This is a genomic window from Flavobacterium sp. KBS0721 (assembly GCF_002007065.3).
GTDB lineage: Bacteria > Bacteroidota > Bacteroidia > Flavobacteriales > Flavobacteriaceae > Flavobacterium > Flavobacterium piscis.
On the sequence record NZ_CP042170.1, the window covers coordinates 4,519,013 to 4,541,434 of the forward strand.

Genomic DNA, 22,422 nt, shown 5'->3' on the forward strand with positions numbered 1-22,422 from the left:
CAAAACTACGTAGTTAAATACATAAATAAAAATATTTGATTGAGTTTTTTATTTATTGATGTGAAATATTCGCGCAAAGGCGCAGAGTTGCAAAGTTTTTATTTCAACCAGATTCAGGAAATATTTAAGCAGATTTTGCAGATTATTTTTTTGCTTTGACTAATTTAAAATCTTTTTAGAATCAGTTCGAATCTCCCAAATCTGTGTGAAATGAAAAAAAAACTTTGTGACTTAGCGACTTTGTGGCAAATTTCAAGCCAGGTCAAAATGTGAAACTTATCACAAAAAAGTAAAAAGATTTGCAAATATGACCAATCGGTCATATATTTGTACTCGTAAAATGAAAACTATCATGACAAAGGGAGAAGAAACCAGACAATTCATTATAGAAAAAGCAGCACCAATTTTTAATACAAAAGGGATTGCCGCTACTTCTATGAGTGATATTATGGAAGCAACGAAATTGTCTAAAGGAAGCATGTACGTGCACTTTGAAAATAAAGATGTACTGGCCTGCGCTGCGGTAGATCATAATATGAAAGTACTGGGCGATAAACTGGTATCTGAAATTAGTAAAAGTAAAACAGCCAAAGAAGAGCTTTTTACTTATATCGATTTTTTCAGTAATGCCGTAAATCCTCCACTTACAGGTGGTTGTCCGTTACTGAATTTTGGTACCGAGGCTGACGACACTAATCCTATCGTAAAAGAGAAAATAAATAAAGGCTGTAACGCTAATCAGCAGTTATTGACCAATAGTGTCAACAAAGGAATTGCCAACGGAGAATTTAACCCGGAGTGGAATGCTGAAGAGTTTGCCATCATTATGTTAGCCATGATGGAAGGTGGTCATCTTATTTCGAGAATGGCGGGTAACAATGATAAAATGAAAGTTATCGCTAAAACATTAAAAAAAATTATAGAGGAAAACACACTCTAATTTTTTTTTATTAAAAAAAATGACCGATCAGTCATTTTTAATTACAATAGCAAAAATCAATTACAATAGCAAAATCAATAATTTAAAAACAAATACAATGTCAAAAACAATTTTAATTTCAGGAGCATCAAAAGGATTTGGAAAAATCTGGGCAGAAACATTTTTAGCAAAAGGATACAAGGTAGCTGCAACAGCACGAAATATTGATACCCTGGCCGATTTAAAAGCACAATACGGAGACGCAATTTTACCTCTAACATTGGACGTAAACAAACGCGAAGATTCGTTTGCACTTGTAGAAAAAGTAAAACAACATTTTGGTACAATCGATATCCTGATCAATAACGCAGGTTATGCCTTAAACGGAGCTGTTGAAGAAGCTAGCGAAACAGAAGCAAGAGCACAATTTGAAACTAACTTTTTTGGTACTCTTTGGTTGACCCAAGCAGTTTTACCTATAATGAGACAGCAAAAAAGCGGACATATTATACAAGTTTCTTCTATTTTAGGAATTGCAACTTTGCCTAATTTAGGTCTTTATAATGCTTCTAAATTTGCCGTAGAAGGTCTTACAGAGACTTTAGCTCACGAAGTAAAACAATTTGGAATCAATGTTACTTTGGTTGAACCAAACGGTTATTTTACAGACATTTGGGGTAACGGTTTCAATAGTAAAAGTATTGATGCTTATGACGGACTTAAAAAAGCAATAGCAGAAGGACATGATCCTGACACTTTTGGACAAGCAAGCGCTACTGCACCTGCAATTGTTAAACTGGTTGAAGCAGAAAATCCTCCTTTACGCCTATTTTTAGGAAAAGTAGCTTTACCACTTGCAAAACAAGTTTACCAACAAAAACTAGCCACTTGGGAAGAATGGGCAGATGTTTCTGTAGCTGCTCACGGTTAATTTTAAACCTTTCATTAAAAATAAAACCTCCAAAATTATTCGTTTTTTGGAGGTTTTAAATTTTATATTTTATTCGTATTTCAGGTATTTCAAAACATCTATTTTGGTGGCCTGATAAGCTCTTGTAAGTACCACTAATAACGTTAAGGCCAATAAAGCAGTAAAGCCAATTATAAACGGATAAACAGAAATAGTAATTCTGTACGCAAAATTCTCTAACCATTTATTCAATAAATAATAGACTGGAAATAAAGCTATTAAAAATCCAATTACACTAAAAACAACATATTGTTTGCAAAGTTCTTTTAATAAAACATTCGTTTCCGCACCTAGTGTTTTTCGAATGGCGATTTCTTTCATACGTCTTTCTATAGAATATGAAGCGAGAGCAAATAACCCGAAAAGGGCAATTACGATAACAACAACATTCAATAAAGAGAAGAGATTCTTTTGCTTTACATAACTGCTATAAGACTTTTTATATTCTTTATCTACGAAATCATATAAAAACGGATATTCTGTATCTACTTTTTTTGTCCAGAGATTTTCTATATCAGCTATGGTTTGCTGCATGGTTTTAGGATCGGCCGTAATATAAATATTGTTTAAAATTCCTGAAAACCAGGGAACAGTTTTAAAATGGAAAAAAGACATTGGAGGGATTGGATCTCCGGGATTTCCTATATTAAAATCTTTTACAATCCCAACAATAATGGCATCTTGTCCGTTCCAGTGCAATTTTTTTCCTATCGGATTTTTTTCATTTAATAGTTTTAAGGCCGTTTCATTAATTAACATTGAAGCAACAGTATCCTGCGCAAATTTAGGACTCAAATAACGTCCTTTTACAATTTTTATTTTCATCATTTCCAGCAGTCCAAAATCTATTGGTACATTATTTCCGTCAATATTTCTGTCTTTATAATGATATGATATTACAGATTTTGCCCCACTTCCAAAAACAAAACCACCTCCTGCAACTTGTTGTACTCCTTTAATATGCTTCAATTGGTTTTGAATAATACTATATCGTTCAAAACGGTCTTTATCAGTTATCCCGTCGCCGTAGATATTTCTGTAGGAGATATTAAGGATTTGTTTTCCGCTAAACCCAAGGTCTTTGGAGTTCATTAGCTCTATTTGCTCATACACAATATAAGATCCAACAATAAAGAAAGCCGCAATAGCAAATTGAAAAATCAGCATTCCGTTTCTAAGCCAGACACCGCTTTTGCTTCTTCCAAAATTTCCTTTTAATACTTTTAGTGCTTCAAAATTAGAAACATACACTGCTGGAAATATTCCTGCAAGAATAACAGTCAAAATAAATATAGCCGCAAGCTGCAAATAGAACTGACCACTTTGCAATACAAGCGTTTTTTCTAAAAAAGCATTATAATAAGGCAGAGAAAGCTCAACAATAACAAGCGATATCAAAATTGAAAACAATGAAATGATAGCAGTTTCAAAAATAAATTGCTTGATTATAGCTGATTTTGAAGCCCCGATAATTTTACGCACTCCAACTTCTTTTGCTCTCTTTATCGCATTTGCTGTAGCTGAGTTAATATAGTTTACAATAGATAGAATTAGAATTAAAACAGATAACCCTACCATGATAAGCAAAAATTGAAGGTTACCGTTTGCTTCTATCACGCCACTGGTTTTAGTATGTAATCGTATAGAGGATAACGACTCTAAACCTGGTTTTACCTGACCATATTTCTTAATAAACTCTTCAGGTGTAATACCCTGATCCTTTGCAAAAAGGGCGGTCATGTTGTCAAAATATAATTTTTGAAGATTTTGAATCACTCGTTGCTGTCCATTAGGATTCTTTAATTTTAACAACAGAACAAATTGAAAATTACCCCATTGCTGAATAGTTTGTTTTATTCTTGCATCTATAAAATTAACTACGCACGACGGATTATAAACTGATTTTTTATCGAGTTTATAAACACCTCTTACTATTAGGTTTTTACCCTGCAGCACAATTTGTTTACCCAAAGCTGGTTGGTTTCCGAAAATCTGAACAGCCAAATCCTGCGACAAACAAATGCTGTTTACATCTGGTAATGCATTTTTTGCACTTCCTTCAATAAATTGATAAGGGAAATAATCAAAAAAGTTTTCTTGCGCCTCAATTATTTTGTCAGACTGCACTTTTTTATTATTATAGCGAATAATATCATTGCTATAGTAACCGCTTAGATAACAGTAAGATTCGACTTCAGGGCTTGCGTCTTTTATAGCAGATCCTATTGGTGCTGAACTTGAAGCCCAATAAGTAGTGGGATCCATCTGATTAGCAACCATAAAGACATTTTCTTTATTGGGATTCCATTGATCATAAGAATGCTCGTCATTCCAATACAAAATCGCAAAAATCAAACCCGCAATTCCAATACTCAAACCTAAAACATTCAAAGCCGTAAAAACTTTATTGTTCCTGATATGATAAATAAATATATTGATCCAGTTTTTTAGCATGATTAGTTGATTGAGTTCGTTACTAAAACATCTACATTTCTATGGTTCATTTTTTCTGAAAGTATGATTCCGTCTTTCATTAAAATAGTTCTTTGAGAAAACGAAGCATCGTAATCTGAGTGCGTCACCATCAGGATCGTTGCTCCGCTGGCATGAAGGTCTGTTAATAATTCCATCACTTCATTTCCGTTTTTACTGTCCAGATTTCCTGTAGGCTCATCGGCAAGAATAATCGCCGGATCATTGATTAAAGCTCTTGCAACGGCAACACGCTGTTGCTGACCTCCTGAAAGTTGCTGTGGATAATGTTTCAAACGATGCGAAATACCTAATATCTTTGCCATTTCGTCTACTTTTTTCTTTCTTTCAGATGACGGAACGTTGTTGTAAATCAGCGGTAATTCGATATTATCATAAACCGATAATTCATCAATTAAATTAAAATTCTGAAAGATGAAACCAACGTTTTCTTTTCTCGCTTTCGATTTCAAACTTTCTTTCAGTCCAATCATTTCCTGCCCTAACAATTCATAGCTTCCGCCAGATGCGCTGTCTAATAATCCGATGATATTTAATAAAGTTGATTTTCCGCTTCCGGATGGTCCCATAATCGATACAAAATCGCCTTGATTAATGGTTAATGAAATTTCGCTTAATGCTTTTGTTTCTACTTCTTCAGTTCTAAAAATTTTAGAAAGCTTAGTAATTCTGATCATAATAATTCGTTTTTGATGTTTGTTTTTCTTGCTGAAAATTTTATGGCTGAAGTAAAAAACAGATCCTAAATTAAGATAATTGATAACATAATCTATAAATATCTATTTTTGTTACATTTACCAGCAATAATGATTCTCATAGTTGATGATTTACTAATCTAATTGTGATTTTCATGCCAAAAATTTAAAATTTGTAACTATCTAATTTTTAAATTTTTATTTTCACACAACAACTTAAAGTGTCCATTATTGGACAGCTTTCGTCCAAAACCGAACAAAAATGAAAAAGACAAATGCCTCAATTTTAATCATAGACGACCAGGAAGACATTCTTTTTGCGTCGAAAGTGTACCTGAAAAAGTATTTTGAAGACATTTATACTCTTAATAATCCAAAAAATATTGTCGAATTATTGTCGAAAAAAAGCATTGATGTTGTTTTGCTCGACATGAATTATCGAATAGGTTTTGAAGACGGAAGAGAAGGTTTGTATTTATTGAAAGAAATAAAAACACTTTCGCCCAAAACCGTTGTGATTTTGATGACGGCTTTTGGTAAAGTCGAAACCGCTGTTGAAGGTTTAAAAAATGGCGCTTTTGATTATATTTTAAAACCATGGGAAAATAAAAAACTTCTGGAATCTGTAAAACAAGCCGTTGACAAATCACGCAAAGAACAGAAGAAAGAAAAAAATATTGAAATTGAAAATGACTTTTTTATTGGAACTTCGGAGATTATAAAAAAAGCATATTCACTAGCGGATAAAGTGGCTAAAACGGATGCCAATGTTTTGATTCTGGGCGAAAACGGAACCGGAAAATTTGTTCTCGCTCATCATATTTACAAACAATCAGACAGAAAAAACAATCCTTTTGTTGCGGTTGATTTAGGATCTTTAAACTCAAATATTTTCGAAAGTGAACTTTTCGGATATGCAAAAGGCGCTTTTACCGATGCGAAAGTGGATACTCCCGGACGTTTTGAAATGGCACAAAATGGCACTATTTTTCTGGATGAAATTGGGAATGTTCCGCTGCATTTGCAATCTAAATTACTGCAGGTGATCCAAACCAAAACAGTAACCCGATTAAGCGAAACAAAGGCAAGACCATTAAACGTGCGCATTATCACGGCAACCAACTTAAACCTGAAACTTGAAGTTGCCGAAAAAAATTTCCGTGAAGATTTGTATTATCGTATTAATACCATGGAAATTATTTTGCCTCCGCTAAGAGAGCGTAACGAAGACAAGATTCCGTTAGCCGAATATTTATTGGATAAAATGACCGAAAAATACGGAAGAGACGAAATTACTTTTGATAAAAAAGTACCGGAACAAATCGAAAAACATGCCTGGAAAGGAAACATTCGCGAGATGGAAAACAAAATCGAACGTGCCGTAATTTTGTGCGAAAACAATAAAATTACAATTGCTGATTTAGATCTGGAAACCATAACAGCTTACGAAGAAAATCCGGATGATATTCAGCTTTCCTCTGTAGAAAAAGCTGCGGTTGAAAAAGCATTGCTCAAAAACAATAATAATATCAGCAAAACTGCAGAAGAATTGGGTTTGTCAAGAGGGGCTTTGTACCGTCGTTTAGAGAAATATAACATCAAAACAGATGAGTAACACCAATTTCACTAATTGACACTAATTTTTGTTTGTGGAATTAATTTCACAAACAAAGTTTATTATTAAAATTTGTGTTTAAAATTGTTTTACAATACTTGTGTCCAGATTATATCACATTAGAAAAATGAAAGTTTTTAATTTTTAATTCTCCATTTTTAATTTAAAAAATTATGTTTAAAACATTTCAAACCTATAAACTACTGTTTATTCGATTAATTTTAATTGTTAGCGCGATTGAACTTTCGATTTATTTCTTTAAAATTGATTTGTTTTTTACTGGAGTATTTGGCCTTTTTATTGTTTTCCTGATGATTCGCGAAATGTATTTTTATGTTCGCAATTTTGTTTTGATTTATAATAAAACCATTTCTTCGATATTACAAAATGATTTTAGTTCTGATTTTTCGAAACATAAATTCAATACAAATTATAGTGATTTATTTCGCCTGTATGACACTTTAAAAAGCAAAGAAAAAGAACAGATTTCGAAAGATATTATCTACCGTTCTATTTTAAATAATATCGAAACCGGAATTATCATTCTGCAAAAACAAGATAGCGATTGGAATATTTTTTTAATGAATGACTACTTTTCGACACATTTTAATGTACCAAAAGTATCGAAGTGGAAATACCTGAAAAATCAATTGCCGTCGTTATGTGAAATTATAGAGGAAGACAATTTTCAGGAAATAAAAACAGCTATAGAAATTAGTGTAAACGAACAAAACAATCAAACCTTTGTTTTGCAGGCTTCTAGAACCGAGATTTTCGAACAGGATTATTTTATTGTTTTGCTGGATTCGATTCAGAATGTAGTGGAGAAAAAAGAGAAAGAAGCCTGGGTCAATTTGATGAAAGTGATCTCGCACGAGCTTTTAAACTCCATTACACCTATTCGTTCTATTTGCCAGAATTTACAAGATTTGGTCGAACAGGATTCAATGTCAGATGAAGATCTTGAAGATGTAAAAAACAGCGTTGCAACCATGTTGAGGCGAAGTGACCATTTGCAAAAGTTTGTCGAAGGATATCGAAAATTAGCAATGCTGCCTTCTCCTAAAAAAGAAAAAATAGAATTGCAGCACTTGATCGATAACTGTATTCAAATCATGCAGCCTTTATTCAAGGAAAAAAATATCGAAATCATAAACAATATTACTTTTAAACGTTTTATAAATGTTGATGCCAGACAAGTAGAACAAGTATTAATTAATCTGCTAACGAATAGTTTTCATGCACTAAAAGACTCTTTACAAAAGCAGATTTTAATTTCGGCGGAAGCCAAAGAAAACCGAATCTTCATAAAAATTACCGACACAGGAAACGGAATTGAAAAAGAAATAGAAAACAAAATATTCCTGCCTTTTTTCACCACAAGGCCAGAAGGCGCCGGAATTGGCCTGACGCTTTCTAAAAATATTATAGAAGCCCACGGCGGCTATATTAATCATAAAAATGAAGACGGAAAAACTACTTTTGAGATTTGTCTTGTTGAGGTCTAAACATTTATATTATATAACATCAACGTAAAATTATATAACCATAGCCACTGATTTTAAAATAATTTCATGGAATGAAAAATACAGTAATTTTATTAGTAGATGATGACGAAGATGATTGCGAACTTTTTATCGCTGCGATTGCTTCATTAAACAAAAATATACTCACTACAATCTCCAGTAATTCACTTGAAGCATTAAATAATCTAAAGACAGCAACTGTTTTGCCTGACTTTATATTTCTGGATATGCAAATGCCATACTTAAGTGGTGCCGAATTTATACAAGAATTGCGACAAATTCCTGAACTTAGTAAAATTCAGGTCGTGGTGTATTCTTCGCATTCGCACGAAACCTTAAAAAAGTTAACGCAAGAATTTACTGCTGTACAGATCTTTACAAAGCCAAATAATTTCCAGGACTTGGTAAGCACTTTGGATGCCATATTGTAATATTTTTTTTTTAATCCATAATTCTCTGCGTATTTTTGTCATTTCGGCGAAGGAGACTCGAGCGATAGCGAACAGACGGAGTAAATCCTCACAAGAAACTCGGCAAAGATGGGCTTTTAGGAACGGAGTTACTTTCGAAGATTCCTCGTTCTCAGGAATGACAATGATTGAGGCTATTTTGTGTAAAACTAAGTTACTTAAATTCTTGTGTTTAAATCATTAGCACGTTATAAGGTAGCATTCTATATTCTATATTCTATATTCTTTATTCTTTATTCTTTATTCTTTATTCTAATCAGAAATCATGTAACATTTTTGGGAAAAAGTATAAATTCCAAACTCGGCTTCGTTAGTAACTTTGAGTTTATTATTTTATCACTAATACCTTAATTGCTATGTTAATACAATTTATATCCAATTTATTCGAAAGCGACGAATCTATTCAAAATCCGTACGATATTGTAATTCAGATTAATGATAAAGTTTCACCTTTAGACCGAAGAAATCTTTATATGTTGCCTTTACATGATTTTTTATCTGAAAATAATTATGGTGAAATTTCGGGTGGCGGAATTCTTAAAGAAGAGCCCGGAGAAATAATCTTTTGTGATATTCATGTCAAATTTTATAAGGAAGAAATTAATAAAGCGGTTTTAAACGACATTATTAATTTTGTCGAAATTTGTGGCGCCCCAAAAGGATCAAAAGTAATTATAGAAAAAACACATCAGGAAATTCCGTTTGGTAAAAACGAAGGAATTGCTATTTATTTTGATGGAGAAAATGGTTACCAAAAAGATCAGGAAGATTACAATGTTGATTTTGTACAATCAGAAATTTCGAAGATAACCAATACATCTCAGGAAAGATACTGGAAGGGAAACTCGACCACAGCTTTGTATTTTTACGGAAAATCTTTTGATAGCATGAAAGATGGCGTATCTGATTTTATGCATACTTATCCCTTGTATAAAAGTGCCAGAATTGCTCAAATAGCGTAATCAGGTTATGAAAGTCCCATTATTAGCTTTCAACGATAAAGGTATATATTGCCAGCAGGCAGATGTATATCTCGATCCGTGGCGTCCGGTTACAAACGCCATTATTACGCACGGACATGCTGATCATGCGCGTTGGGGACACAAAAATTACATTACACATTATGACAATGTGCCTATCATAAAACATCGTTTAGGAGATATTAATGTGACCGGAAAAGACTGGAACGAAACTTTTACCGTAAATGGTGTACAATTTTCGCTTCATCCTGCGGGTCACGTCATTGGTTCTGCTCAGATAAGAGTAGAATACAAAGGCGAAGTCTGGGTTTTTACCGGAGATTATAAAACCGAAGATGACGGAATTTCTGTGCCTTATGAAGTGGTCAAATGTCACTCTTTTATAACAGAGTGTACTTTTGGATTACCCGCTTTTAAATGGACACCCCAAGCCGAAGTAATGACCGATATTAATAATTGGTGGGCAGAAAATCGCGCCGAAGGAAAAACTTCTGTGCTCTTTGGATATTCGTTAGGAAAAGCACAGCGTTTATTAAAATATCTCGATCCCAATATTGGAAAAATATACACGCATGGAGCGATCGAAAATATGACGGAAGTTTTACGTCCCTTAGTCGATTTTCCAGCCACTATAAGAGTCACATCCGAAACTAAAAAAGAAGATTTATTAGGAAGTATTGTTCTTGCTCCGCCAAGCGCACACGGCTCGACATGGATTCGTAAAATGACTCCGTTTGTGACAGGTTCTGCCAGCGGATGGATGACTTTTAGAGGAGCCAGGCGAAGAAGAGCCGTAGACAGAGGTTTTGTTTTAAGCGACCATTGCGACTGGACGGGTTTACTGGAAAGCATTAAAGCAACCGGAGCCGAAAAAATAATTTGTACCCACGGATATTCGGATATATTCTCGAAATATCTACAAGAATTAGGGTATGATGCCCGAACTGCTCACACGCAATATGAAGGAGAATTAGGTGAAATGGATAGTAAGAAAGATGTTGAAGAAGAAAGAATAGAAGAGCAAAGAGAATAGATGCAAGAAAAAAGAGGATAGACGAAGAAAGATAAAAGATAATAGAAGAAAGAAGAAAGATACAAGAATCAAATCTTGTTTCTTGTATCTTGCTTCTTGCCTCTCTTCTTAAAAAAAAATAAAAACATGAAAAACTTTGCCGAACTTATAAAAGCGCTTGACAGTTCTAATAAAACTTCGGTAAAAGTAGATGCTTTAACCAATTATTTCATTAATGCCAGTAATGAAGACAAAGTCTGGACAATTGCTATTCTTTCGCACCGTCGCCCTCCCCGACCTGTAAATACAACTTTATTACGATTATGGGCGAATGAACTGGCGGATATTCCGCTTTGGCTGTTTGAGGAAAGTTATCATATTGTGGGAGATCTTGCCGAAACTATTGCTTTGGTAATCCCCACTACAAAAGAACATTCAGATAAAAGTTTAACCGAATATCTTCAGGAAATTATTGCCCTGAAAAAGAAAACAGATATCGAGAAAAAAGAATATCTGCACGAAAACTGGCTGGCGCTTAATTATTACGAACGTTTTGTTTTTACTAAATTAATTACCGGAAGTTTTAGAATCGGCGTAAGCCAAAAATTAATGACGCGTGCCCTTTCTAAAGCTGAAAATATTGATGAAGATTCATTGGCACATAAATTAATGGGCGATTGGAATCCGAACACCATTACGTTTCAGGAATTAATTTTAGACGAACAAAACAGCGATTATTTATCCAAACCTTTTCCGTTTTATCTTGCTTATCCTATTGAAGGTGAACCATCAAATTTAGGAAATCCCGAAGATTGGAGCGCTGAACACAAATGGGACGGAATCAGGTCGCAAACCATCATCCGTGATAATGAAATTTTTATCTGGAGTCGTGGCGAGGAATTAGTAACCGATAAATATCCTGAATTTGCATCTTTCATTGGTATTATTCCTGATGGAACTGTAATCGATGGAGAAATTCTTCCATTCATAGAAAACGAAATAGGAACTTTTAATGATCTTCAAACCCGAATTGGTCGAAAAACCGTTTCCGCAGCGATCCTTAAAAAGTCACCCGTAATTATAAAAGCTTACGATTTATTAGAATGGAAAGGTCAGGATATTCGAAATCTTCCTTTTGAAGAAAGACGTATAGTATTGGAACAATTATATGAAGATATCAAACACCATGATATTCCGCTGCAGCTTTCCGAAAGGGTAAAATTTTCAACCTGGGAAGAATTGACGGAGGAAAGATTGCGTTCCCGCGAAATGAAAAGCGAGGGTTTAATGATCAAAAGAAAAGATTCGCCTTATCTGGTAGGAAGAAAAAAAGGCGATTGGTGGAAATGGAAAATTGAACCTTTGGTGATTGATGCCGTCCTCACCTACGCCATGCGCGGTCACGGACGACGTTCGAATTTATTTACCGACTATACTTTTGCCCTTTGGCATAATAACGAAAATAACGAACGAGAACTGGTCACATTCGCAAAAGCGTATTCCGGTTTAACCGATGCCGAATTCAGGATGGTCGATGATTGGATTAAAAAAAATACGCTGGAAAGATTTGGTCCCGTTAGAAGCGTTACGCCTCAATTGGTTTTCGAAATTGGTTTTGAAGGGATTGCGCTTTCAAAAAGACATAAAAGTGGCATTGCAACAAGATTCCCCAGGATTTTAAGATGGCGACATGATAAGAAAATTGATGAAGCCAATTCTATTGAGGATTTGAAGAGTATGATTTTGTAGTTATAGATTGCGAAATGGCACGCGGATGACACGGATTCGCAAGCGAAAACACGGATGAGCGTGGATTTTTTATTTCTTGTTTTTAAAGCTCCAGAGGAGTGTAATATTTATAGAAATTATGAATACGAGCGAAAAAGAGCTCCAGAGGAGCGATATATTAATTTTTAATTAGTAGCTAAATATGTCACCCCTACGGGTTCTATCAAATAAATCTATGAATTTCTATAAATATGACGTCCCGCTGGGACTTATTTAAAAAAACCGATTACTTAATTTTCTTTCAAAAAGCAAAACTTAATGAAACTTAATATCTTAATGGTAAAAAAATAATGAACAGAGAGCAACTTTTTGCGGTAGCAAATGAATGGTTTGAGAATCAGGGATGGAAACCTTTTCCGTTTCAGACTCAGGCCTGGACTGCTTTTTTGCAAGGAAAAAACGGTTTACTGAACGCTCCTACAGGCAGCGGAAAAACCTATGCGCTCTGGTTACCTATTGTTCTCAACTACATAAAAAATAATCCCGATTATAAAAGCAAACACAAACCCGGTCTTAAAGCGATTTGGATTACGCCTTTACGTTCTCTTTCGGTAGAAATAAAACAAGCTGCTGAACGAGTCGTTAATGATTTGGGTACCCAAATGACTGTCGGAATTCGGTCTGGAGATACATCAGCAAGCGAGAGAGCCAAACAAAAAGGAAAAATGCCGGATTTATTGGTTACCACTCCGGAAAGTTTGCAATTGCTTTTGGCAACCAAAGGATACGACAAAATATTTGGCAATTGTACGGCAATTGTCATTGATGAATGGCACGAATTATTGGGTACAAAACGCGGTGTTCAAACCGAATTGGCTTTATCCCGACTAAAAACTATTGCGTCAAAAATGCGCATTTGGGGAATTTCGGCTACGATTGGAAATTTGCAGCAGGCGCAAGAAGTTTTACTTGGTGTAGATTCCGAAGCGTATCATAATTCGGTTTTGATAAAGGCTCAGATTCATAAAAAAATAAAAGTCATTTCGATTATTCCGGATAAAATGGAAACCTATCCGTGGCGAGGTCATATGGGTTTGCATCTTATTGATGAAGTGGCAAAAATTGTAAAAGCGAGTAAAACGACTTTGATTTTTACGAATGTACGATCGGCTTGTGAAATCTGGTTTCAGCGATTGCTCGAAAAATATCCTGAGTTTGCCGGAGAAATGGCGATGCATCACGGAAGTATTAATCGCGAAACGAGACTTTGGGTTGAACAAGCGATTAGAGACGAAGAACTAAAAGTTGTGGTTTGTACTTCAAGTCTGGATCTTGGAGTTGATTTTGCTCCCGTAGAAACTATTATTCAGGTTGGCGGACCTAAAGGTGTTGCGCGATTTTTGCAAAGAGCCGGAAGAAGCGGACACCAACCGGGGAAAGAAAGTGTAATTTATTTTCTGGCAACGCATGCAATCGAATTAATAGAAGCTTCGGCATTGAAAAAAGCGGTTGAAGAGAATGTTATCGAAGATCGCGTTCCGTACTTAAACAGTTGGGATGTTTTGGTACAATACCTCAATACTTTAGCGGTTTCTGACGGATTTCTGCCTGATGAAATTTTTAAAGAAGTCAAAGGAACTTTTTGTTATCAGGCAATGACAGAAGAAAATTGGAATTGGGTTTTGAATTTCATTTCTAACGGAAGTCAAAGTCTGCAAGCTTATGATGAATATAAAAAAGTTGACGTTGAAGAAGACGGGCGTTATAAAATCAACAGCCGATTGATTGCCATGCACCACCGCATGCAAATAGGAACTATTGTGGGCGATGCTGTTATCAACGTAAAATTTATGAGTGGCGGTTATATTGGCACTATCGAAGAATGGTTTGTATCGAAATTAAAACCAGGCGATACTTTTATCTTCGCGGGAAAACAGCTCGAATTGTTCCGAATAAGAAATATGCAGGTTTTGGTTCGAAAGGCCGATCCTAAGAAGAAATCTAAAGTAGTAAGCTGGATGGGTGGCAGAATGGCGCTTTCGGCACAAATGAGCGAATTGCTGCGTCAGGAATTGTATCGTGCCAATACTGATAATTTATCGCCGGAACTCAAAGCACTACAACCTTTATTTGCAAGACAAAGAAAGGAATCTATTGTTCCCGGAGACGATCAGTTTTTGATTGAAACGTTTAAAACCAGAGAAGGCTATCACGCTATTTTTTATCCTTTTGAAGGTCGGTTTGTACATGAAGCGCTGGCAAGTTTATTGGCTTATAGAATTAGTTTACTTTTGCCTATCAGTTTTTCGCTTGCGTATAATGATTACGGATTCGAATTACTTTCTGATCAGGAAATTGATATGCAGAATGTTCTGGATAATAATTTATTCTCCACGGAATATGTGCATCATGATTTGCAAAAAAGCCTTAATGCGACCGAAATGGCCAGACGAAAATTCAGGGATATTGCCGTAATTGCAGGTTTGGTTTTTACAGGTTTTCCGGGAAAAATGGTCAAGACAAAACATTTGCAAAGCGGATCTCAATTGTTGTTTGAAGTTTTCAGGGATTACGAACCTGATAACTTATTGTTTCAGCAAGCGTACCGCGAAACCTTTGAGCATCAGTTAGAAGAAGGCCGTTTGATTATGGCTTTGGAACGAATAAACAATCAGGAGATTATCTGGAAATCCTGTTTGAAACCTACGCCTTTTAGTTTCCCGTTAATTACAGACCGATTACGGGAAAAATTATCCAGCGAAACATTAGCAGAACGAATAAAAAAAATGACCGCTTCGTATATGAAGTAATATTTTATGACGATTACCATACAAAATCAGACATTTATTTTGCATCCGAGTGGGGCTTTATTTTGGGAAACGAGAAAATTGCTTCTCATTTCTGATGTGCATCTCGGAAAAGTATCGCATTTCAGGAAACACGGCGTGGCGATTCCGAATAATGTGGTTTCGGAAAATTTTAAACGTTTGACCGATATTGTGGAAAATTTTAAACCTGAAAAAATTATTTTCCTGGGAGATTTATTCCATAGTTCTAAAAATACCGAATGGGATTTATTCGAAAAATGGGTAGAATGCTGCACGAATACTATTATCCTAATTGCAGGAAATCATGATATTATTGATAAAAAGCACTATCTCAAACTTGATATTGATGTTGTAGAATTTTTGGAAATCGATGATTTTTTACTTACACATCATCCTACCCTAAAAGAAGGTTTTTTTAATTTTTCAGGTCACATTCATCCTGGAATTATGCTGCGTGGTTTTGGTGCGCAATCTTTAAAATTACCTTGTTTTTTTCAGAAAGAAAATCAAATGATTCTGGCTGCATTTGGCGAATTTACCGGAAAGCATCTTTTGAAACCACAACAAAATGATATTGTATATGCGATTGCAAATGATGAAGTTATTAGAATTAACTTAAACTGATTTTTTAAGGTAAAGCTGTTTTTCATTTGTGTCACGAGTAGTATCATTTTCGTAATTGAATTCTTCGTAACCCAAAGACTTTAATGTATCTATTAAAACCGTATCAATTCTAAAAGCTTTCGCCCAAATTAAGTCGTATTTTCTTTGCAAAGCTACTTCTTCGGCACGTTTAAAAAGCACGTTGATATCGTCAGGATTGAAGTACACAATATGATCTACCCCTATTGGTTTATTGGCATCAAGGTTTTGATTCGAAAGTCGGGATGAATTGAGTTTCATGAAAGACAACGGATTTTCGCCATCATACGCCATCAACATTTCGACTGAAAAATCGTTTTGTATTTTGAATAATTTCTGGCTTGAAAGGTTTTCATTGGCGTACTTCTCTCCTATTTCTTTCGATGAACCAAATAAATCAGAATAGAATTTCAGTGCTTTTTCTTCCATCCAAACTACATTATCATTGATGATTACTACGAATTTTGCTATTTTAGACATATCTTTTATTTTTTTTATTACTGCAAAGTTGAGATGATTTGATTGATCAGAAAAGAGCTAAAAGGCTTTTGTTTTGTTCGAAAAGGCGGTTCGATTAATTGGGACTTCTTTTTAAACACATAGAGACATAGCTTGTTGAATCGCTTAAGAAAGGCGTTTTACTTTTAATAAATCACAATAGCAGCAACTTTAACAATTGAGATGCAGATGCTAACAATTTTATTCACTTAAAGACAATGCATTGTATTGTCATTTTATTGTCAGGCTGAGCGAAGTCGAAGCCCACGTTTCAATTGGAGCGCCCTTCGACTTCGCTCAGGATGACAATTGGAATGTTTAAATAAAAAAATTAAACCCAAGATTGGGCTAAAAAACTAAAAAAAGAGATCGAAAACGAATAACTACTCCATTCGCTCGTCGCTCGCGAGAGGGATAGAAGCAAGCTACCGAAGTAGCGCGGATAGCCCGACAGCATCCCAATAAGAGGGCGTATAAGCGCATAGTAAATTTGCCCTCTTATCGGGATGGTGACTCGCCCAAATTATAATTACGTATATACTTTTAAATATATTAAACATTCTTTCTGCGATATTCTAAAGGTGAAATTCCTTCGCATTTTTTAAAGAATCTGCCAAAAACGGATTGATTGGGAAAGTTTAATGTATCGCTGATCTGGTTGATTGTAATATCTTTATTTTGAAGCAATATTTTGGCTTCGAGAATTACAATTTCATCGATCCAATCGCTGGCGGTTTTTCCGCTATTATTTTTAACTACTTCTGAAAGATATTTGCGCGATACATATAAAGCATCAGCATAATACTGAACGGATCTTTGGCTTATAAAATCTCTGGAAAGGATTTCTTTGAACTTTTCGAACAAAGGATTTTGAGCTGAATCGTTTGTAATGGTTTGTTTTATAATGTCTAATTCATAAATCAGTATATAAAGATAAGCTCTTAGAATAGAAGACTGATTATTAGAATTATACGCAATAGATTCTTGTAACAAAGTAAAGATTTGTTCAAACTTAATTTTGTTTTTTTTCTCGAGATTGAAAACATGCATTTCGCTATTGTCGAAAAATTCATATTGCGAAAGAAAAAAAACATTGGCCTGATTGTGCAGGAAAAATTGAGGTTTGAAAAAGATAATATCGATTAAAATTTCGTCGCTGTCTTTTGTAAAGCTTCTAATTACCGAAGGTCCCAATGTTAGTATAGCAGGGGCGTGAATTACTATTTTCTTGAGTTTGGTTTGCATTACAATGCTACCCTTTCGAAGAAATTCTATCGCATAACTTTCTGCACGATAAGGTTCGCTGATATAAGGATGATCTTTTGCCTGAATATAAAAATACTCTTTATTATTGTCGGCATTATCAAACAAACTCTTATGGTGTGTGAGCGAGTATGTTGTAATTTTATTCTTCAATTGTTTTTGCTTTAATCTATACCAAATATAGACAACGGTTTTCTGCATAACAAATAATGGCGTCATATAGCGCCATTATCAGTATTCTCCTAAAAGAATATATATTTAAAAATTGAAACTTATTTTTTATCAATTTTATACAATCTTCCACCATCCGTAATGGCATATAAAGCACCATCATTTCCTTGTGTTACATCTCTAAAACGTTGGTTTTCTGAAGCCAAAAGTCTTTCCTCACCAATCACTTTATTGTCTTTTATAGCAAGACGCACGATATGCATTCCGCTTAAAGCGCCTATAAAAAGATTATTTTGCCATTCCGGAACACGATTTCCTGTGTAGAACGTCATTCCGCTTGGCGAAACTACAGGATCCCAGTAATAAACCGGTTGCTCTAAACCATCTTGTTGCTGAATTCCCGCTCCTACTTTTTCTCCGCTATATTCGATTCCGTATGTAATTGTTGGCCATCCGTAATTTGCACCGGATTTTAGACGATTGATTTCGTCACCTCCGCGTGGTCCATGTTCTGACAACCAAATTTCTCCTGTAGTAGGATTAAGTGCCAAACCTTGCGGATTTCTATGTCCAATAGTATATAATTCAGGTAATGCCCCTGTTCCTGTAAAAGTAGGATTTCCGGTTGCTGGCTGCCCTTCTTTTGTTAATCGAACCACTTTTCCTAAACCTGAAGATACAGATTGTGCTAATGGTCTTGTTTCTAACACAGAACGCTCTCCAGTACTTACTACAAGGAAACCGGATTTATCAAAAAGAATACGACCGCCGTAATGCAGCGTGCTTCCATTAGCCGGTTTTGCTCTGTAAATTACCGTTGCACCTTCGATTGTTTTTTCATCAGCTGAAAGTTTTCCTTTCGCAACAGCGGTATTATTTCCGCCTGTTGTTGCTTCTGCATAAACCCAGTAAATCATTCTGTTTGTTGCGAAATCTGGATCAATAGCTAAACCTAGTAAACCTCCCTGATTGGCTGCGTTAACAGCAGGAATTCCTGTAATTGGAGCGCTCAAAACACCAGCTGTTGTAGCAATACGCATCGTTCCTGTTTTTTCGGTAATCAATAATCTTCCGTCAGGAAGACTTTTAATCCCCCATGGGCTTGTTAATGCTGTCGCGATAACAACTCCCTGATAGGGTGTGTTGGTTTGTAAGCCACTAACTCTGGTTTGACCTTCGAAAGCGGGCTTATAAGTTGTATTGGGAGCGGTGCCTTCGACAGGATTTGTGGTTGTACCCGGATTTACATCGACATCTTTGTCACTAGAGCAGCTTAATAAGGTAATTAGCATGCTCGAAACAATAGCAATTTGGTTAATATTTCTCATAGTTTTGGGATTTTATATTTAGAATAGATCAAAACTCTTAAATTTAAAACAAATCCTGTTATATAATTTATGAGAAAAGTTATACGATTATAAGGTTTTTATTATTCACTATGTGTTTTTTAACCGCAAAGAGCGCAAAGTTTTTTCGCAAGGTTCGCAAAGTTTATATTTCTGGTTTTTTTTTAACCACAGAGAGCACAGAGATTTTCACAGAGAAATAAAAACTTTGTAACCTTTGCGTATTTCTTTGCGTGCTTTGCGTAAAAAACTTTTCGCTTAAAATAAGGTTAACTAAAATATTTTTATACATTTGCAATCATCAGATGATATGACAACCTAAATATGACATTAATCCATAAAAAATCGCTTGCAGAAGAAGTTGCTTCAAAATTACAGGAGCAAATTTCTCTTGGTCATTATAAGATCAATGAGAAATTGCCTATTGAAGCAGAATTGATGAAAAGTTTTGGTGTTGGAAGATCTTCGATAAGAGAAGCGATGAAGTTACTCGCTAATTCAGGTTTACTTAGGATTCAGCAAGGAGTTGGTACATTTGTTCAGGAAGTTACCAGCATACAAGAACCTATGGACCAACGATTAAAACGGGCAAGTCTGAAGGATTTAGATGAAGTGAGACAATTGTTAGAGTTGAAAATTGCTGAAAAAGCGGCCATCAACAGAACGGAAGAGGATATCACCATAATGCAGCAGCATTTGGCCAATAGAATGAAAGCTGCTAATGAAGGATTGATCGAGGAATGTGTCGAAGCGGATATCCAATTTCATATTGCTATTGCAGAAGCATCCAAAAATGACATCCTGGCCGATTTGTATAAATCTGTATCGAAACATTTAAAAAAGGAGTTTCTTAGCATCTATCCCGACACTAAAATATTTCAGGAAACATATACTATACACGAACAACTTTTAAAAAACATCATTGCAAAAGATCCAAAAAAAACATGGAATACTGTTGCCAAAATTACAGGACATACTAATTACTAATTTTTACCTAAATTCATCAGATGATCTGATTTTTTTTTTAATTCATTATGAAAACAAACACCATTGAAAGTTCAAAGCAGTTAGCCCAACAAACTGTTTTCTCTATTTTATTTACTATTAGCTTGACTCATTTTATTAATGATATGCTTCAGGCTGTTGTTCCTGCGGTCTACCCTATTATAAAAGATAAATTTCATTTGACTTTTAGCGAAATTGGTTTAATAACCCTGACCTATCAACTTACAGCATCTATTTTACAGCCTTTTGTTGGGTTTTATACTGATAAAAAACCACGCCCGTATTCTTTAGCTGTTGCAATGGTTTTTACGCTACTTGGTTTAGCGGCTGTGGCAGTAGCTTCAAGTTTTACTAATATTTTACTTGCCGTTAGTTTAATTGGTATTGGATCTTCTATATTTCATCCCGAAGCTTCGAGGGTGGCGCATATGGCTTCCGGAGGAAAAAGAGGTTTGGCGCAATCCATTTTTCAATTAGGTGGAAATGCAGGAAGTGCTATCGGGCCTTTGCTTGCCGCTATCATTGTAGTGCCTTACGGGCAGTTTAATATTATCTGGTTTTGTCTTGCAGCCGCCGTGGGAATCATTATTCTTTCGGGCGTTGCAAAATGGTATCAGGAACATTTAAATCTAAAAGCTAAAAATAAATCGGCTATAACAGAAGAAAAACATCATTCGCTTTCACGACAAAAAGTGATATTTTCATTGGGTATTTTGTTGGTACTGATTTTTTCAAAATACTTTTATATGGCGAGTATGACGAGTTATTATACTTTTTACTTAATTGATAAATTTCATGTGTCTGTACAGGAATCTCAAATTTATCTTTTTGCATTTCTTGGTGCCGTTGCTGCCGGAACTTTATTTGGTGGAGCTTTGGGAGATCGTTTTGGCCGAAAATACATCATTTGGATTTCGATATTAGGCGTTGCTCCTTTTACATTATTATTGCCTTACGTATCTCTTTTCTGGACCGGAGTTTTATCTGTTATTATTGGTTTAATAATATCATCTGCGTTCTCTGCAATTTTAGTTTATGCTACTGAATTAGTTCCGGGAAAAGTAGGTTTAATTGCGGGACTTTTCTTTGGACTTGCTTTTGGTATGGGCGGATTAGGTTCTGCTATATTAGGAAAATTAGCAGATGCTACAAGCATCGAATATGTTTTTAAGGTTTGTGCATTTTTGCCTTTAATAGGAGTTTTGACAAGCTTTCTTCCTAATATTGAAGGAAAGAAAAAAACTGCTGCACAAGAAGATTAAATTATTTTTTACTAATTCGATTATTATATGTAAAAAGCGCTAAATCTAAAGACTTAGCGCTTTTTTGTATTAACAAAATAAAACTATTTTTTACCAGCCTTTTACAGCTCCGCCTTTAAATTCTTTTATAGCGGCTTGTTCTACTTCGGGAGACTGAAAAGCTTGTAAAAACTGTTTTACTTTTTCTTCATTTTTGTTGTCTTCACGGCTTACTACTAAGTTTACATAAGGAGAATCTTTGTCCTCAACAAACAAAGCATCACGCGAAGGAACTAATCCTGCCTGAGAAGCAAAAGTATTATTGATTATAGCAATTGTTACATTGGCATCATCAAGGGATCTTGGCAATTGAGGCGCTTCTAGTTCTACTATTTTAAGTTTTTTAGGATTGCTTACGATATCTGTTACTTTAGGTAATAAACCAATTCCGTCTTTCAATTTTAGTAAACCGTTTTTCTCCAAAAGCAATAAAGAACGTCCACCGTTTGTTGGATCATTTGGAATAATAATGGTGCTTTCGTCTTTTAGCTCCGAAAGGTTTTTTATTTTTTTCGAATAGGCTGCAATTGGGTAAATGAATGTTTTACCAATGATTGCCAATTTGTATCCACGTTGTTTCGATTGCTCATCAAGATATGGTTTGTGCTGAAAAGCATTTGCATCAATATCTCCCTGGCTCAAAGCTTCGTTAGGAATCACGTAATCATTAAAAGAAATCAACTCTACTTCAAGTCCGTATTTTTCTTTTGCCACTTTTTTAGCAACTTCAGCCACTTTGTATTCCGGTCCTGTTGCAACTCCAACTTTGATGTGGTGCGGATCGTTGTTTTTGGCTTTGCCACAATTAACCAATGAAAGTGTCAAGGTTAAAATTCCGATTGCTTTTAAAAAATTATTTTTAGTAATCATGTTTTTAATTTTATAATTAATATTTATTTGTTGTCTAAAATTTAACCGCAAAGAACGCAAAGTTTTTTTCGCAAAGTTTGCTAAGTTTTA

Annotated in this window: 18 protein-coding genes; 12 read left to right on the plus strand and 6 right to left on the minus strand. The window is 35.0% G+C overall.

The window, feature by feature from the left end; genetic code table 11:
- Positions 1-352: 352 nt before the first annotated feature.
- Positions 353-940: a TetR/AcrR family transcriptional regulator gene (locus tag B0M43_RS19210; protein WP_078007785.1), complete on the plus strand. Its 588-nt coding sequence runs from the start codon at positions 353-355 to the stop codon at positions 938-940.
- 97 nt (positions 941-1,037) lie between these two features.
- Positions 1,038-1,850, plus strand: coding sequence for an SDR family NAD(P)-dependent oxidoreductase (locus B0M43_RS19215; RefSeq protein ID WP_078008019.1), 813 nt, complete (start codon positions 1,038-1,040; stop codon positions 1,848-1,850).
- A gap of 69 nt (positions 1,851-1,919) precedes the next feature.
- On the opposite strand, the gene B0M43_RS19220 is transcribed toward B0M43_RS19215, so the two are convergent.
- A complete protein-coding gene (locus B0M43_RS19220) occupies positions 1,920-4,343 on the minus strand; it encodes an ABC transporter permease (RefSeq protein ID WP_078007786.1) in 2,424 nt (807 codons plus the stop codon).
- A gap of 2 nt (positions 4,344-4,345) precedes the next feature.
- A complete protein-coding gene (locus B0M43_RS19225) occupies positions 4,346-5,059 on the minus strand; it encodes an ABC transporter ATP-binding protein (RefSeq protein ID WP_065448864.1) in 714 nt (237 codons plus the stop codon).
- Between the two features lie 280 nt (positions 5,060-5,339).
- On the opposite strand from B0M43_RS19225, the gene B0M43_RS19230 reads away from it, so the two are divergent.
- The 8 genes from B0M43_RS19230 to pdeM all read left to right on the plus strand — a co-directional run bounded on the left by B0M43_RS19230 (position 5,340) and on the right by pdeM (position 15,860).
- On the plus strand, positions 5,340-6,692 hold the full coding sequence (locus B0M43_RS19230) for a sigma-54 dependent transcriptional regulator (protein WP_078007787.1): 1,353 nt from the start codon (positions 5,340-5,342) through the stop codon (positions 6,690-6,692).
- Between the two features lie 173 nt (positions 6,693-6,865).
- Positions 6,866-8,200 (plus strand): PAS domain-containing sensor histidine kinase, encoded by a 1,335-nt coding sequence (locus B0M43_RS19235; protein WP_078007788.1) that lies wholly within the window; start codon positions 6,866-6,868, stop codon positions 8,198-8,200.
- A gap of 71 nt (positions 8,201-8,271) precedes the next feature.
- Positions 8,272-8,649 carry a response regulator gene (locus B0M43_RS19240; protein ID WP_065448867.1) on the plus strand — a complete coding sequence of 126 codons (378 nt, stop codon included), beginning with the start codon at positions 8,272-8,274 and terminating at the stop codon, positions 8,647-8,649.
- A 395-nt stretch (positions 8,650-9,044) separates the two neighbouring features.
- Entirely contained in the window at positions 9,045-9,650 is a 606-nt protein-coding gene (locus tag B0M43_RS19250; RefSeq protein ID WP_078007789.1) for a hypothetical protein, read from the plus strand.
- A gap of 7 nt (positions 9,651-9,657) precedes the next feature.
- On the plus strand, positions 9,658-10,701 hold the full coding sequence (locus B0M43_RS19255) for a ligase-associated DNA damage response exonuclease (RefSeq protein WP_078007790.1): 1,044 nt from the start codon (positions 9,658-9,660) through the stop codon (positions 10,699-10,701).
- A 126-nt stretch (positions 10,702-10,827) separates the two neighbouring features.
- On the plus strand, positions 10,828-12,429 hold the full coding sequence (locus B0M43_RS19260; RefSeq protein ID WP_078007791.1) for an ATP-dependent DNA ligase: 1,602 nt from the start codon (positions 10,828-10,830) through the stop codon (positions 12,427-12,429).
- A gap of 329 nt (positions 12,430-12,758) precedes the next feature.
- A complete protein-coding gene (locus B0M43_RS19265; RefSeq protein WP_078007792.1) occupies positions 12,759-15,218 on the plus strand; it encodes a ligase-associated DNA damage response DEXH box helicase in 2,460 nt (819 codons plus the stop codon).
- A 6-nt stretch (positions 15,219-15,224) separates the two neighbouring features.
- Entirely contained in the window at positions 15,225-15,860 is a 636-nt protein-coding gene (gene pdeM / locus B0M43_RS19270; RefSeq protein WP_078007793.1) for a ligase-associated DNA damage response endonuclease PdeM, read from the plus strand.
- On the opposite strand, the gene B0M43_RS19275 is transcribed toward pdeM, so the two are convergent.
- The 3 genes from B0M43_RS19275 to B0M43_RS19285 form a co-directional block, all read right to left on the minus strand.
- Positions 15,852-16,358: a hypothetical protein gene (locus B0M43_RS19275; protein WP_078007794.1), complete on the minus strand. Its 507-nt coding sequence runs from the start codon at positions 16,356-16,358 to the stop codon at positions 15,852-15,854. The two genes, pdeM and B0M43_RS19275, sit on opposite strands and share 9 nt — an antisense overlap.
- A gap of 570 nt (positions 16,359-16,928) precedes the next feature.
- Positions 16,929-17,858 carry an AraC family transcriptional regulator gene (locus B0M43_RS19280; RefSeq protein WP_078007795.1) on the minus strand — a complete coding sequence of 310 codons (930 nt, stop codon included), beginning with the start codon at positions 17,856-17,858 and terminating at the stop codon, positions 16,929-16,931.
- Between the two features lie 53 nt (positions 17,859-17,911).
- On the minus strand, positions 17,912-19,138 hold the full coding sequence (locus tag B0M43_RS19285; protein WP_078007796.1) for a PQQ-dependent sugar dehydrogenase: 1,227 nt from the start codon (positions 19,136-19,138) through the stop codon (positions 17,912-17,914).
- Between the two features lie 342 nt (positions 19,139-19,480).
- Between B0M43_RS19285 and B0M43_RS19290 the strand changes: the two genes are divergently transcribed.
- On the plus strand, positions 19,481-20,143 hold the full coding sequence (locus tag B0M43_RS19290; RefSeq protein ID WP_065448875.1) for a FadR/GntR family transcriptional regulator: 663 nt from the start codon (positions 19,481-19,483) through the stop codon (positions 20,141-20,143).
- 47 nt (positions 20,144-20,190) lie between these two features.
- Positions 20,191-21,423 (plus strand): MFS transporter, encoded by a 1,233-nt coding sequence (locus B0M43_RS19295; protein WP_078007797.1) that lies wholly within the window; start codon positions 20,191-20,193, stop codon positions 21,421-21,423.
- Between the two features lie 90 nt (positions 21,424-21,513).
- Here the strand turns inward: B0M43_RS19295 and metQ are convergent, their stop codons facing one another.
- Positions 21,514-22,332: a methionine ABC transporter substrate-binding lipoprotein MetQ gene (gene metQ / locus B0M43_RS19300; protein ID WP_065448877.1), complete on the minus strand. Its 819-nt coding sequence runs from the start codon at positions 22,330-22,332 to the stop codon at positions 21,514-21,516.
- Positions 22,333-22,422 lie beyond the last annotated feature (90 nt).